We start from the raw sequence: 14532 nt of genomic DNA on the forward strand, positions 1-14532 counted from the left end.
GGCGGGGAGCTCCCGTGACCGACGGGCCCCTCATCGTCCAGAGCGACAAGACGATCCTGCTCGAGGTCGACCACGAGCAGGCGACCGAGGCGAGGCACGCCATCGCCGCGTTCGCCGAACTCGAGCGCGCGCCGGAACACGTCCACACCTACCGGGTGACCCCCCTCGGCCTGTGGAACGCGCGCGCCGCCGGGATCGACGCCGAGACGGTCCTCGACACCCTCCTGCGCTATTCCCGGTTCCCCGTCCCGCATTCCCTCCTCATCGACATCGAGGACACCATGTCCCGATACGGCAGGCTGCGGCTCGAGAAGGACCCGCAGCACGGCCTCGTCATGCGGACCGACGACTACCCCGTGCTCGAGGAAGTCATGCGGGCAAAGAAGATCGCACCGCTGCTGGGCCCGCGCATCGACGGCGAGACCGTCGTCGTGCATTCCTCCGAACGCGGCCAGCTCAAGCAGGCCCTCCTGAAGATCGGCTGGCCCGCGGACGACCTCGCCGGCTACGTGGACGGCACCCCGCACCCCATTGCGCTCGAGGAGAACGGCTGGGCCCTGCGCCCCTACCAGCGCCTCGCCGCGGAGAACTTCTGGGCCGGCGGCAGCGGCGTCGTCGTCCTCCCGTGCGGTGCAGGCAAGACACTCGTCGGCGCCGCCGCCATGGCCCAGTCCTCCACCACGACCCTCATCCTCGTCACGAACACCGTCTCCGCACGCCAATGGAAACAGGAGCTCCTCAAGCGCACGAGCCTCACAGAGGACGAGATCGGCGAGTACTCGGGCTCCGTCAAGGAGGTCCGGCCCGTGACGATCGCGACCTACCAGGTCCTCACCGTCAAGCGCGGCGGCCTCTACCCGCACCTCGAACTCGTCGACCAGAACGACTGGGGACTCATCGTCTACGACGAGGTCCACCTCCTGCCCGCGCCGATCTTCCGCATGACAGCCGACCTCCAGGCCCGCCGTCGTCTGGGCCTCACCGCGACCCTCGTACGCGAGGACGGCCGCGAAGGGGAGGTGTTCTCACTCATCGGGCCGAAGCGGTACGACGCGCCGTGGAAGGACATCGAGGCGCAGGGGTACATCGCACCGGCCGACTGCGTCGAGGTCCGCGTGGAACTCCCCCGCGAAGAACGCATGGCCTACGCGATGGCCGACGACGCCGACAAGTACCGCCTGTGCGCTTCGAGCGAGACGAAGACCGACGTCGTCGAACGCCTCGTCGCGCGGCATGCGAACGACCAGCTCCTCGTCATCGGGCAGTACATCGATCAGCTCGACGAGATCGGCGAACGCATCGACGCACCCGTCATCAAGGGCTCGACGAGCGTCAGGGAACGGCAGCGGCTCTTCGACGCGTTCCGGTCCGGCGAGCTGAACCGGCTCGTCGTCTCGAAGGTCGCCAACTTCTCGATCGACCTCCCGGAAGCGGCCGTCGCAATTCAGGTCTCCGGCTCGTTCGGCTCCCGGCAGGAGGAGGCCCAGCGGCTCGGCCGGCTCCTGCGGCCGAAGGCCGACGGCCGGGCGGCCCGCTTCTACGCGCTCGTCGCGCGGGACACGCTCGACCAGGAGTTTGCCGCGAAACGGCAGCGCTTCCTCGCCGAGCAGGGGTACGCCTACCGGATCGTCGACGCCGGCGACCTCGCCAAGGGGTGAGGGCAGGAGTCGTTCCGCTCAGGCCGTGCCCACCCGGAGCCCAGCCGCGCCGTCACCCGCTCACAGACGACCACCAGCCGATTCTCAGAAACCGGGAGCACCATGGGAGCGTGAAGAAGACGGGACCAGAAGCCAAGCTCCTTGTCGTGGATGACGAGCCCAACATCCGCGAACTGCTCTCGACCTCCCTGCGCTTCGCAGGCTTCGAGGTGATTGCGGCGAGCAACGGGCGCGAAGCGCTCGCGGCGGCCGAGGAACAGGCTCCGGACCTCATGGTGCTGGACGTCATGCTCCCGGACATGGACGGGTTCACCGTGACCCGGAAGCTCCGCGCCTCCGGACGGTACGTTCCCGTGCTCTTCCTCACCGCCAAGGACGAGACCGAGGACAAGGTCCAAGGCCTCACAGTGGGCGGCGACGACTACGTCACCAAGCCCTTCAGCCTCGACGAGGTCGTAGCGCGCATCCGCGCCGTCCTCCGCCGCACGCAGCCCATCCTCGACGACGACGCGGTGATCCGGGTGGACGACCTCGAGCTCGACGACGATGCCCACGAGGTCCGGCGGGGCGGAATGACCATCGACCTGTCCCCGACCGAGTTCAAGCTCCTGCGCTACATGATGCTCAACCCGAACCGGGTCCTCTCGAAGTCGCAGATCCTCGACCACGTCTGGGAATACGACTTCAACGGTGACGCGTCGATCGTCGAGTCGTACATCTCGTACCTCCGGCGCAAGGTGGACGCGAATGGACCGAGCCTCATCCAGACCAAGCGTGGTGTCGGCTACGTCCTCAGGACCGCCGAGAAGCGGTAGCGTGCTAGCCCGCTGGAAGGGGGCGTCGCTCCGCTCCCAGCTCGTCGCCATCATGATGGTGCTCCTCACCGCCGCCATCGTCTTCACGAGCGCCGGCACGCTGACCCAGCTCCACCAGTTCCTGCTCGGTCAAGTCGACGGCAAGCTCATCGACGCGTCCGACTATGCCCAGCAGAACCAGAACATCGACCTGCTCACGACCCCGAATCCCGAGCTTCCGACCGACTACGTCCTGGTCCTCTACACGAGCGGTGCGCCGCCGCGCACCTACCCAGTGCCCAACCCGAACCAGGCGCGGCCCGATGTCGCCATGATCACGCCCGATCAGGCGCAGCAGATGCAGAGCCAGCACATCATCCGGCAGGCCAACGGGACGGACGGTGTCTCGGACTGGCGCTACATCGCCATCCCCGTCCGGATCACGAGCACCGGCGAGCGGGCCGCGATGCTCATTGCGCTACCGCTCACGAGCGTCGACGACGCCATGAACCACACGCTCCTGCTCGAGATCGGTGTCGGCGTGCTCACGCTCGCCATCGTCTTCTTCGTCGCGTCCTGGACCGTGACGCGCGCGTTCCGTCCGCTCCGCCGCGTCGAGAAGACCGCCGCGGCGATCGCAGCCGGCGATCTCTCCCAGCGCGTCGACGAGGAGGCGCCCGGCACGGAACTGGGACGGCTGTCGACCTCCCTCAACGCGATGCTCGCCCACATCGAGCGAGCGTTCCGCGACCGGACTGAATCGGAAGCGCGGATGCGGCGCTTCGTCTCGGACGCGTCCCACGAGCTGCGCACTCCCCTGGTCACCATCCGCGGCTTCTCCGAGCTCTACAGGCACGGCGCTCTCTCGACTCCGGAAGACGTGGGGACGGCGATGGGCAGGATCGAGAGCGAGGCCAAGCGCATGGGGACCATGGTCGAAGACCTCCTCACACTCGCACGGCTCGACGAGCAGCGGCCCGTCCTCCTGCGGCCCGTGGACTTCCTCCCGATCGGGCACGACGCCGTCGTCGACGCCCAAGCCTCCGCGCCGGACAGGAGCGTGCGCCTCGTAGGCCTTGCTCCCGGGATCGGTCCGGCCCCGGCGCCGGCTCTCGGCGACGAAGGCCGGCTCCGGCAGGTGGTCGGGAACCTCGTGGGCAACGCCCTGCGGTACACGCCGCCGGGGTCGCCGCTCGAGATCGCGGTCGGCACCCGCCCGCAGGAAGGCAAGGCCTTCTCGGTGCTCGAGGTACGGGACCACGGCCCCGGCATCTCGGAGAAAGACGCCCCCAAGATCTTCGAGCGGTTCTATCGGGCCGACACCTCCCGGACGCGCGACACAGGCGGGACTGGTCTGGGGCTCGCGATCGTCGCCGCGATCGTCGGGGCCCACGGAGGCACTGTCCGACACCGGCCGACGCCCGGGGGCGGTGCGACGTTCGTCATCGAGCTTCCGCATCAGACGGCCCCGGAGCAGCAGTCCCTGCCGCCAGACAGCCTTCCGGCTCTCGACACGGGCGGCCTCCGCCACGTCGACCCCGACTCCTCTTCCCCCCAAGGCAGCCAGATCTCCTGAGTTGTCCACATACGACGGCGGCGGCCTCCGCCGGGACTCCGCGGCTCCCTAGGCTCGTGGCGACGCCGGGCGACGGACCGGGCGTGAAATGCAGAGCGAACGGGGATAGCCATGGCCGTGTTGAAGGCGGATACCGAGCACATGAACGCGAGCGCCCAGAAGGTTGCCGCGGCAGTCGAGCGCGTACGGGCTGAGGTTCGAAGCCTCCGCGGGGATCTCGAGGGACTCGGCGCGAGCTGGCAGGGGCAGGCGGCGGCCAATTTCCAAGGGATCGTGGCCCAGTGGGCCGGAACGCATGTCCAGGTCGAGACCTCGCTCGACGCGATTGGTCTTGCGCTTCAGCAAGCGAGTGCTGGGTATCAGGAAATCGAGAGCAGCAACGCGAGACTCTTCCTCTGACCGCTGCTCTCCGCCTTGGCCGGGCCCGCTGCGCAGCTGGAAGCGGGCCCGGCTCAGGTTGTCCCCCTGTTCTGGCAGGATTGACGGCATGACAATCACCGCCGCTGCAGACGGTTCTGCCTTGGGTAACCCCGGCCCCGCGGGCTGGGCGTGGTACATCGACGAGAACCGGTGGCACGCGGGCGGCTGGCCGCACGGCACGAACAACCAGGGCGAGCTCATGGCCGTCCTCGACCTGTTCCGCTCCACTGCCCACGTGCCACATGAGCCGCTGCGGATCCTCTGCGACAGCCAGTACGTGATCAACTGCGTCACGAAGTGGATGCCGAACTGGAAGCGACGGGGCTGGAAGAAGGCGGACGGGAAGCCCGTCCTCAACGTTGACCTCCTGCGACAGATCGACGAGGAGCTCGCCGGCCGCACTTACACGTTCGAATGGGTCAAAGGCCATGCGGGCCACGCGCTCAACGAAGCCGCAGACGAACGCGCCCGTGCCTGCGCAACAGCCTTCCAGGCCGGTGCCGCTCCCGTGGTGGGGCCGGGTTTTGACGGATCGCTGCCGCGCGAGCTCCCCGCCGCGGCTCCCAGGGCCGTCCCGGAACCCCCTGCCCAAGCCCCGGAACCTGTTCAGGACGACCTCTTCGGCGTCGAAGTCCCGGGGGCCGAGCCACGGGAGGTCGAGGCCGTGGTCGAACTCGAGCAGGAACTGCTTGATCCCGAGACGCGGAGCGACTTCGGCCAGCTGGCCTATCTGCTGCATCCGGAGTATCGCGAGATCGGTCAGTCAGGACGGCTTTGGGTCCGGGATGAGGTCGTGGACGCCCTCGTGCAGGACCCTGAGCTCAGCGTGAGCTTCGAGCTCGTCGAGGCGAGCGCACTCTCCCCCGATCTCATCCAGGTGCTTTACCGCACCGCGAGCGCCGAGGGCTCCGCCTTGAGGAGCTCCCTCTGGCAGCGGGCCGACGGCCGCTGGCGCCTCCGTTTCCACCAGGGCACCCCAGAAGCCTGACCCACCCTCCCCCACCCTCTCGGGTACACCAACTCCCCTCCCCCACCCTCTCGGGTACACCAACTCACCTCCCCCAACCTCTCGGGTACACCAACTCCCCCTCCCCCACCCTCTCGGGTACACCAACTCCCCCTCCCCCACCCTCTCGGGTACACCAACTCCCCCTCCCCCACCCTCTCGGGTACACCAATTCCAGGCGTCCTGACCGATGAGGATCTGACATCCATCCAGAGGGTGGTTGGCGTACCCGAAACGGAGGGAGACGAGACTTGGCGTACCCGAAACGGAGGGAGACGAGACTTGGCGTACCCGAGACGGGGGCAGAGGGGACTTGGCGTACCCGAGACGGGGCGAGAGGGTGGTTGGCGTACCCGAGACGTCAGGGGAAGCGAAGGCGGGGTCCCCACGTGAGTGGAGACCCCGCCTTCATGCTGACGAACTACGGCTGGCTTACTGCCTTCAGCCGAGTTCTAGCCGAGCCGCTTCTGTCAGAAGCCGCCCATGCCGCCCATCTCGTCGCCGCCCGGCATCGCCGGGGCAGCCTTCTCGGGCTTGTCGGCCACAACGGCCTCGGTGGTGAGGAAGAGGCCGGCGATCGACGCCGCGTTCTGCAGGGCAGAGCGGGTCACCTTGACCGGGTCGTTCACGCCGGCGGCGAGGAGGTCCTCGTACTGGCCGGTGGCAGCGTTGAGGCCGTGGCCGGCGGGCAGGCCGCGGACCTTGTCGGCGACGACGCCCGGCTCGAGGCCGGCGTTGAACGCGATCTGCTTGAGCGGAGCCTCGATCGCGATCTTCACGATGTTGGCACCGGTCGCCTCGTCACCCTCGAGGGTGAGGTTCGCGAACGCCTTCGCGCCGGCCTGGATGAGGGCCACGCCACCACCGGCGACGATGCCCTCCTCGACGGCAGCCTTCGCGTTGCGGACGGCATCCTCGATGCGGTGCTTGCGCTCCTTGAGCTCGACCTCGGTGGCCGCGCCCGCCTTGATGACGGCGACGCCGCCGGCGAGCTTGGCGAGGCGCTCCTGGAGCTTCTCGCGGTCGTAGTCCGAGTCCGAGTTCTCGATCTCGGCGCGGATCTGCGCGACACGGCCGGCGATCTGCTCGGCGTCGCCGGCACCCTCGACGATCGTGGTCTCGTCCTTGGTCACGACGACCTTGCGGGCCTTGCCGAGGAGTTCGAGCGTGGCGTTCTCGAGCTTGAGGCCGACCTCCTCGGCGATGACCTGACCGCCGGTGAGGATCGCGATGTCGGTCAGCATGGCCTTGCGGCGGTCGCCGAAGCCCGGAGCCTTGACGGCGACGGACTTGAAGGTGCCCTTGAGCTTGTTCACGATGAGGGTCGCGAGAGCCTCGCCCTCGACGTCCTCAGCGATGATGAGGAGCGGCTTGTTGGCCTGCATGACGCGCTCGAGGACCGCGACGAGGTCCTTCACCGAGCTGATCTTGGAGTTGACGATGAGGATGTAGGGATCCTCGAGCACCGTCTCCTGGCGCTCGGCGTCGGTCACGAAGTAGGCCGAGAGGTAGCCCTTGTCGAAGCGCATGCCCTCGGTGAGCTCGAGCTCGAGGCCGAACGTGTTCGACTCCTCGACGGTGATGACACCCTCCTTGCCCACCTTGTCGAGGGCCTCGGAGATGAGCTCGCCGATCTGGGAGTCGCCAGCGGAGATGGACGCGGTTGCGGCGATCTCCTCCTTGGTCTCGATCTCCTTGGCGGACTCGAGGAGCTCGGCCGTGACGGCGTCGACGGCCTTCTCGATGCCGCGCTTGAGGGAGAGCGGGTCGGCGCCTGCGGCGACGTTGCGGAGGCCTTCCTTGACGAGGGCCTGCGCGAGGACGGTTGCGGTGGTCGTGCCATCGCCTGCGACGTCGTCGGTCTTCTTGGCGACCTCCTTGACGAGCTCAGCGCCGATCTTCTCGTACGGATCGTCGAGCTCGATCTCCTTGGCGATGGAGACGCCGTCGTTGGTGATCGTGGGGGCGCCCCACTTCTTCTCCAGGACGACGTTGCGGCCGCGCGGGCCGAGGGTGACCTTGACAGCGTCGGCCAGCTGGTTGAGACCGCGCTCGAGGCCGCGACGGGCCTCTTCGTCGAATGCAATGATCTTGGCCATGACGGCTTCTGTCCTTTCGGGACGATCTTTGTGGTGAGCGCACCCGCTGCAGCGCCCGCGACGGCCGGCGCCAGCCTTCCGTTCCTTAACGGTCGGCGGACGCCTCACCCCAGCGAGGTGTTCCCTTCCCCCCGCGGACGACGGCGGCCCGGCCGGGTCTTGCGACCCCGCCGACTTAGCAGTCGACCAGTGGGAGTGCTAGGTCAATAATTAGCACTCTGCAGGGTCGAGTGCAAGCGCCAGCGCGGCGTCGTGCCCCGCGTGAACGGGCCGCGTTCCCAGCGGCGCTCGCGCCCGTCTGGACGTCAGCGGGCGACGGCCTGCGTGCCCGCCTGGTGGGCCATATTGTCGGCCCCGTACCCCATGACCGTGAAGCTCGCCGTCGTGATGTCCCCGTTCGCATCGAACGCAATAGGCCCCGACTGCCCGTCGTAATCGACGGTCTTCCCCTTGGACTCGAGGGCGAGGCAGTCCGCGAGCGCCGTGCACTTGGTGCGCCCGCCCGAACCCTGCGCACCGGCTGTGCCGCCCGAGACGGCGATGAGGTGCGAGGCGATGGAGGCTCCGGCGTCGTCCTGCGCCTCCGCGGCGGCGAGGATCGCGAGCGCAGCCGCGTCGTAGGCTTCGGCGGCAAACGTCATGTCGCGCAGCCCGGGAGAGAGCTTGAGGATCTCCGTCTGGAAGGCGGAGCCCGGGAAGACTCCGGGCACGACGCCCCTTGCCCCGTCGAGCGCCCCACCCGCGAGCCCTGTTCCGTACTGGGCGACAGCGCCGTCGGCGAGCAGGAGCTTCGGGCCGGGGACTCCGGCGTCGTGCACCTGGGCGAGCACGGCCTGTGCCTCATCGCGGGCGACGACGACCACGGCCCCCGTGCCGGCGGCCTGGGCGGCGGCCGCCGCGGCCCCCGCGTCGTGGCCCGTGAACTCGCCGCTGCCCTTCTCAGCGAGCCCCGCCGCCTTCGCCGCACCGGCGACGGCGTCGCCGACGGTCTGACCGTACGTGCCCTTCTGCCGCAGGACGGCGATGCTCTTGGCGTCCCCCTCCTTGGCGAGCGCGACGAGCGCAGCTCCCTCCGCGGTCTCGGAGGGCGCGGTCCGGAAGTAGTAGCCTCCGCTCGAGTAGCCCGAGAGCGCCGGATCGAGGTTCGCCGGCGAGATGAGGACCGTCTTGGCCTTGTCGAGGACGTCGATCGCGGCCGGCGCGCGGCTCGAGTCGGTCGGCCCGATGACGACGTCGGCTTTGGCAGCCACGAGCTGGCGCGCGGCTGCCGCGGTGTCCGAGGTCACGGACGGTTCGATGAACTCGATCGGGCGGCCCTTGTGTCCCCCTGCGGAGTTCGCCTGCTGGATGGCGAGCTCGACGGCGGTCTGCTGGGCGTTGTTGAGATAAGCCTGGCCGCCGGTGTTGTCGAGCAGCATGCCGATGCGCAGCACCCCGTCCCCGGACGCCTCTGTCCGCGCAAGGCGGGCGTTGGTCGCGAAAACCGAGCACGCCGAGAGGGCGAGCGCGGCCAGGAGGGCGCTCGCGGCCGCGAGCGCCGCGCCACGCCCGCCCCGCGGAGCGCCGGACACTAGCCCGTGTACCCCGGACCGACCACGGCAGCGAGCGGATAGCCGAGCTGCTGGGCCTGGAGGACCGTGGCGATCCCGAGGTCTGCGGCGAGGGCGTCTGCTGACGCCTTCTCGCTGGGGTCGCGGTAGAAGACGACCGACGTGTTGACGGGGCTTCCCGACCAGTTCCCGACCGCCGCAACCGTCCACCCCGCGGAGCGTGCCGTCGTCGCGACGCGGGTGCCGAGGCCCGCGGTCGTGGTTGCGTTGTAGACGCCGACGGCCAGGCTCCGGTCGGCAGCGGCGGCGGACGTCGGGGCCGACGACGCGGACGACGTCGACCCTGAAGCCGTGGAGCTCGACGCCGGCGCCGAGCTGGGGCTTGCCGTCGCGGAGGGACTGGGCGCGCTGCTCGCCGTCGTGCGTGACGTGCTGGCGGGCGCCGGCGCTGCGGTCGGATGGAGGAGCTTGGGGACGAGGAACAGCGCTACGGCGACGAGGACGACGACGACTGCCGCCGCCACGAGGACCCATGCGAACGCGCCGCGGCGACCGGTCGCCGCGACCGTCCGAGTCCGGTGCACTCCTTGGCGCCGTGGCGTCTCGGGGATGTCGTCGAACTCGTCGCGGGGGTATGTGCTCATGGCGTCAGGTCCTCGTCCGATGCTCCGCTGGGGGGACCGCGGCAGGCTCACGCGCTGCCGCTCAGGCGACGGGCCGTGCGCGCGCGCTGCCGCGACGTCCTAAGTCTACGCAACCTCTTCACGAGCATCGGGTCGTGGGCGAGCGCAGCCTCGGTGTCGATGAGCGCGTTGAGGAGCTGGTAGTAGTGGGTCGCTGAGAGGTCGAAGAGCTCCCGGATGGCCTGTTCCTTGGCGCCGGCGTACTTCCACCAGTTGCGCTCGAGGGCGAGCATCTGGAGCTCGCGCTCCGTGAGCCGCCGTGGATCACCGAGTCCGGGCGCCTCGTGGTACTCGCCGTCGTGCTCCGCTGCCTCGCCCGACTCCGCTGCGCCCACGTCCACTCCCTTCGGCCCGCCTTCCGTGCTCCGACCAGTCTAGGAGGGAACTACACGCCTGTCATTCGCAGCCCGGGGCGCGCCCCCTCAGACGCTGCAGGTGCGAGACTGGGGACGTGATCGACACCGAGCCGCTCTTCGACCTCCCCGGCGAGGAGCCCCCCCGGGCCGCAGGCGACCACGCCAGCGCAGTGCTGCCGACTCCCGCGGAGGAGGCCGAGCACCTCGCCGCAATGGCCAGCGCGCCGCTCGATTCGCTCGTGCACCCCGAGTGGGCCGCGGCGCTGGCACCCGCAGAGCAGGCGCTCCGCAGGGCGCTGCGGGCAGCGGCCATGGACGCCGCGGCCGGCGCGGTCATCCTCCCGCCGCCAGACGCCGTCCTCCGCGCGTTCCGCGATCCGCTCTCCGCAGTCCGTGTCCTCGTCATCGGCCAGGATCCCTATCCCACCCCCGGGCACTCGATGGGGCTGTGCTTCTCCGTGCGTGCGGAGGTAGCGCCGCTCCCCCGGAGCCTCGCCAACCTGTTCCGCGAACTGGCGGACGACGTCGGCGCGTCGCCGTCCTGCGGCGACCTCACCCCGTGGGCGCAACAGGGCGTCCTCCTGCTCAACCGAGTGCTCACGGTGAGGGCCGGCGAGTCCGGCTCCCACCGGCGCGTCGGCTGGGAGGAAGTGACCGACGTGGCGGTGCGTGCCGTCGTCGCCCGCGGCGTTCCCCTCGTCGCCATCCTGTGGGGCAAGGACGCCCAGACTGTGCGCCCGCTCCTGGGCACGACGCCGGTCATCGCCTCCGCACATCCCTCGCCGCTGAGCGCGTCACGGGGGTTTTTCGGTTCCCATCCCTTCAGCCGGGCCAATTCGTTACTTGTCGAACAGGGCTCGGAACCGGTCGGGTGGTCCTGAACGGCTATTCTGGGCCGCATGACTTCAGCCACCACCACCACGGCTCCCGCCAAGAAGCCCCGCCCCACACTGGACCTGGTGGTGGCGCGGACCGAGTGGCTCACGCCGCACCTTGTGCGCGTCGTCGCGGGCGGTGCGGGGTTCAACGCCTTCGCCGACAACGGCTTCACCGACAAGTACGTCAAGATCGCGTTCCCCACGGAGCTGCCCGACGGGGTCTGGCCGGAGGGCCCCGTGGACCTCGCGGGACTCCATGAATCGCTCCCTTCCGAGCAGTGGCCCGTGACCCGCACGTACACGGTGCGCTCCTTCGACGCGGGGGCGCAGGAGCTCGCGATCGACTTCGTCGTGCACGGCGACGAGGGGATCGCGGGGCCGTGGGCGGCCGCCGCCAAGCCCGGTGACCGGCTGGTCTGCAGCGGCCCGGGAGGCGGCTACTCCCCCGATCCGGAAGCGGAATGGCACCTGTTCGCCGCCGACGAGTCCGCCCTGCCCGCCGTCGCGGCCGCCCTCGAGGCCCTGCCCGCCACGGCGCGCGGGATCGCGTTCCTCGAGACCGGGTCGGGCGCGGACGTCATGGAGCTCGAATCGCCGGCTGGTGTCGACGTGCGGTGGATATCCCGCGAGGGCGAGCCTGCCGGCGAGACGGTCGTCCTGGCGCAGGCCATCGCCGACGCCGAGTGGCTGCCGGGCACGCCGAGTGTCTTCGCCCACGGCGAGCGCGGGGCCATGAAGGAGCTGCGGGCGATCTTCAAGCAGCGCGAGCTGCCGCGCGAGAAGCTCTCGCTCTCCGGCTACTGGGCGCACGGCCGCGTCGAGGACCAGTTCCAGGCCGAGAAGAAGATGCCGGTCGGCCAGATCTGACCTGCCTGCCTCCACCGGCGCCCAACCGGTGGCGCCTGCCACAGGGGCGCCTGACCGGCGGCATACGGCCCGTCAGCGGCGCATCCACCGCCGGCGTCGGTCGACAGACCCCGTCTTCTGCGTGAACGGGCGGGCAAGGTGGTCGCCGAGCACGATCCCAGCCGCCGCCCCGAGGATGATCGCCATCGCTGTGAGCATGCCGCCCGCCCCGGTGTTCGTCTGGTTGACGTCGAGCGTCGCGACGTACATAGAGCGGAAGATCGTGAGGCCGGGCAGCAGGATGAGCGCTGCGGGCACGGCCACGACGAGCTGGGGGGCACCCATCCTGAGCCCGACGATCCGGGCCAGGAAGCCGATGACGACGGCGCTCGCCGCCGGGGCGACTCTGTCGCCGATGCCGACCAGCTGCACGCCGGTGAGGACGAAGTAGCCGACGACTCCCACGAGCGCCGTCGGGATCACGAGCCGCCGCGACGTCTGCTCGGTGACGGCGATGGCCGCGACCGATGCGCCGATGAGGATGACCTGGACCCAGTACGGATACGCGGGCGGGAACGTCTGTGTGACGTCGATCCGGGAAACCCCCAGGAGCTGCCCTGCGAGGAACGCTACGGCGATGCCTGCGACGAGCGCAGCGAACGTGAGGAAGGCCGAGAGGAAACGGCCCGCCGCCGTGACGGGGAAGCCGTTGATGGCGTCCTGCGTGGCGGAGACGAGCCGGGAGGTCGGCAACAGCAGGAGGATTCCCCCGACGACGACGATGGCCGGCGCGACCGTGATCTGGGCCCAGAACATGAGCAGCGCGATGAGCGTCACGAGGAACGCGCTCGCGAGCGTCGTGAAGAAGTCCGGCACGCGCCACCGCCCCATGACCCGGCTCACGAGCGAGACCCCGAGATTGCTGAGGAACGCGATGAGCGAGGCCATCAGACCCCCGCCGAGCACGCCGACGAACAGCGCCGCGAAGAGCGAGTAGGCCGCGGTGACCGCCCAGCGGGGAAACGGTTTGGACCGCTTCGTGATGCCCTGGAGGCGACGCATTGCCTCGTCCCGTCCCACGCCGCCCGCGGCGATCTCGCTAACGAGCTGGTGCACGAGGGCGAGGCCTGCGTAGTTGCTCGTCCAGGAGCGGACCACGCGGAGGAGCTGGATGGGGGTCTGGTCCCGGGGAGAGTAGTTGATCGCGACCGACTGGTTCGTGATGTCGACCTCGATGTGCTGGAGTCCGAGCGCGGCGGTCACCGCGATCATCGAGGACTCGACCTCGAGCGCGCCGGCGCCGTACCGGAACATCGTCTCGGCGAGGAGCAGTGCGAAGTCCAGGGTCCGGCGGGCAGACTCGTCCACTCCGCCGACCCGGATGGTCGGGTTCGCGTACGGGCTGCCCGCAAGCCGGTCAACGATCGAGAGGGGCGCCGTGGGCGGGCTGTCGCCCGAGATGAGCCGCCGCAGCATCCTGACTGCGGCGGCGTTGTTCGCCCGCGCCTGGGCTGGCGAGATGTGAGGCAGCGGCCGGGTGCGTGGATCCTCTTCTCCCATGGTGCCGGCCCTCAGTAGAACTGCTGGCCCGTGCGCCGGGTGTAGAGCTGGCGCGCGACGCGCTCGCCCGCCGTCGTCCACGCGGTGTAGCGGGGGACGTCGATCACGTAGTCCCACACCCCGACGAAGTCCGTGACCGACTTTGTGAAGGAGGTCTTGAAGAGGCCGAGGCCGTGGAACGGGTGGGACGTGTCCTTGAGCTTGTCGGCCGGCGGGGTGCCGCAGAAGTCGTATTCCGTGCAGCCGAGGGTCTTCATGTCGAGGATCGCGGTCCACTGGACGAGGTGCGAGTCGCCGTACTGGGTGCGGTGCTGGAGCGAGCCGCCGTCCTTGTAGGTCGCCTTGCGCCCGTAGTTGATGACGAACGCGCCCACCGAGGGGCGCCCGTTCTCGTACACGAAGTACAGCCGGCCCTGCCCCCGAGAAGTGAACTCCGTCCAGAACTGGCGGTAGTACTCGAAGCTCCGGACCTGCGCCCCGTTGCGGGACTTGGTGTTGAGGGTCCCCGTCATGAGGGAGTGCATCGTGCGGTAGTTCGCGAGGGTCGGCTCGGCCACCTCGACCTCGACGCCCTCGCGCTCGGCGCGCCTCACGGCGTTCCGCCCGCGGGAGTGGAGGCTGCGCAGGAGCGGACCCGGTTCCGGCGTGATGTCCAGGATCGCGGTCGAGTCGTTGGGCTGGAGGTTGAACGACTTCACGAGGCCTGCGTCCGTGAGCACGGCACGCGCCTCGTCCGTGTCCACGATGTCCGGCTCGATCTTGACCGCGAAGACCCCGAGCTTCTCGCGGGCCACGAATTCCCTGACGGCCTCGAGGGCCGGCGGTACGTCGTGCACGGAGGCCACGTCCGGCCCCTTGATGAGGTACCAGAGGCGGCCCATGAGGGGGAACGACTTCTCGAGGACGAGGTTGTAGCTGCTCGCGTCCGGGCCGTCGAGGACGAGATACCGGATGTCCCAGCCGAAGTTCTTCTTGACGGCGGCAAACGCGGCCGACTGCAGCAGGTTCCCGCCGTTGGGGTTCGCGGTGACGTGCTTGTCCCAGTGCTCGATCTCGTCCTGGCTCGCGAAGCGCGCGGTGAAGCTGCTCAAGGTAGGGTGCGTCCC

Annotated in this window: 13 protein-coding genes; 7 read left to right on the plus strand and 6 right to left on the minus strand. The window is 69.5% G+C overall.

Annotated features, from left to right (window positions below):
* Positions 1 to 14 precede the first annotated feature (14 nt).
* The 5 genes from E6A21_RS13015 to E6A21_RS13035 all read left to right on the plus strand — a co-directional run bounded on the left by E6A21_RS13015 (position 15) and on the right by E6A21_RS13035 (position 5436).
* Positions 15 to 1658 (plus strand): DNA repair helicase XPB, encoded by a 1644-nt coding sequence (locus tag E6A21_RS13015; protein WP_138444588.1) that lies wholly within the window; start codon positions 15 to 17, stop codon positions 1656 to 1658.
* 110 nt (positions 1659 to 1768) lie between these two features.
* Entirely contained in the window at positions 1769 to 2473 is a 705-nt protein-coding gene (locus E6A21_RS13020) for a response regulator transcription factor (RefSeq protein ID WP_138444589.1), read from the plus strand.
* 1 nt (position 2474) lies between these two features.
* The gene (locus E6A21_RS13025) at positions 2475 to 4028 is read left to right on the plus strand and encodes a sensor histidine kinase (RefSeq protein WP_212745936.1); all 1554 of its coding nucleotides are present in this window, start codon (positions 2475 to 2477) and stop codon (positions 4026 to 4028) included.
* Between the two features lie 111 nt (positions 4029 to 4139).
* Positions 4140 to 4427 (plus strand): WXG100 family type VII secretion target, encoded by a 288-nt coding sequence (locus tag E6A21_RS13030; protein WP_138444590.1) that lies wholly within the window; start codon positions 4140 to 4142, stop codon positions 4425 to 4427.
* Between the two features lie 88 nt (positions 4428 to 4515).
* The gene (locus E6A21_RS13035) at positions 4516 to 5436 is read left to right on the plus strand and encodes a ribonuclease HI family protein (protein WP_138444591.1); all 921 of its coding nucleotides are present in this window, start codon (positions 4516 to 4518) and stop codon (positions 5434 to 5436) included.
* A gap of 488 nt (positions 5437 to 5924) precedes the next feature.
* Here E6A21_RS13035 and groL read toward each other — a convergent pair whose 3' ends face one another.
* From groL to E6A21_RS13055, 4 genes are all read right to left on the minus strand, one after another.
* A complete protein-coding gene (gene groL / locus E6A21_RS13040; protein WP_138444592.1) occupies positions 5925 to 7553 on the minus strand; it encodes a chaperonin GroEL in 1629 nt (542 codons plus the stop codon).
* Positions 7554 to 7858: 305 nt separating this feature from the next.
* Entirely contained in the window at positions 7859 to 9124 is a 1266-nt protein-coding gene (locus E6A21_RS13045; protein ID WP_138444593.1) for an ABC transporter substrate-binding protein, read from the minus strand.
* Positions 9124 to 9747: a LytR C-terminal domain-containing protein gene (locus E6A21_RS13050; RefSeq protein ID WP_138444594.1), complete on the minus strand. Its 624-nt coding sequence runs from the start codon at positions 9745 to 9747 to the stop codon at positions 9124 to 9126. Before E6A21_RS13050 ends, E6A21_RS13045 begins: the two co-directional genes overlap by 1 nt.
* Before the next feature lie 47 nt (positions 9748 to 9794).
* The gene (locus E6A21_RS13055; RefSeq protein WP_246036490.1) at positions 9795 to 10121 is read right to left on the minus strand and encodes a DUF3263 domain-containing protein; all 327 of its coding nucleotides are present in this window, start codon (positions 10119 to 10121) and stop codon (positions 9795 to 9797) included.
* Between the two features lie 233 nt (positions 10122 to 10354).
* Between E6A21_RS13055 and E6A21_RS13060 the strand changes: the two genes are divergently transcribed.
* Together E6A21_RS13060 and E6A21_RS13065 are read left to right on the plus strand one after the other, a co-directional pair.
* Positions 10355 to 11023, plus strand: a complete 669-nt coding sequence (locus E6A21_RS13060) for a uracil-DNA glycosylase (protein WP_138444706.1) — start codon at positions 10355 to 10357, stop codon at positions 11021 to 11023.
* 18 nt (positions 11024 to 11041) lie between these two features.
* Positions 11042 to 11887, plus strand: coding sequence for a siderophore-interacting protein (locus E6A21_RS13065; RefSeq protein ID WP_138444596.1), 846 nt, complete (start codon positions 11042 to 11044; stop codon positions 11885 to 11887).
* A gap of 72 nt (positions 11888 to 11959) precedes the next feature.
* Here E6A21_RS13065 and E6A21_RS13070 read toward each other — a convergent pair whose 3' ends face one another.
* Positions 11960 to 13426 carry a threonine/serine exporter family protein gene (locus tag E6A21_RS13070; RefSeq protein WP_138444597.1) on the minus strand — a complete coding sequence of 489 codons (1467 nt, stop codon included), beginning with the start codon at positions 13424 to 13426 and terminating at the stop codon, positions 11960 to 11962.
* Positions 13427 to 13437: 11 nt separating this feature from the next.
* Entirely contained in the window at positions 13438 to 14517 is a 1080-nt protein-coding gene (locus E6A21_RS13075; protein WP_138444598.1) for a lipid II:glycine glycyltransferase FemX, read from the minus strand.
* Between the last annotated feature and the right edge of the window lie 15 nt (positions 14518 to 14532).

The sequence above is a fragment of the Sinomonas susongensis genome (assembly GCF_005877005.1).
In the GTDB taxonomy this organism is placed as follows: domain Bacteria; phylum Actinomycetota; class Actinomycetes; order Actinomycetales; family Micrococcaceae; genus Sinomonas; species Sinomonas susongensis.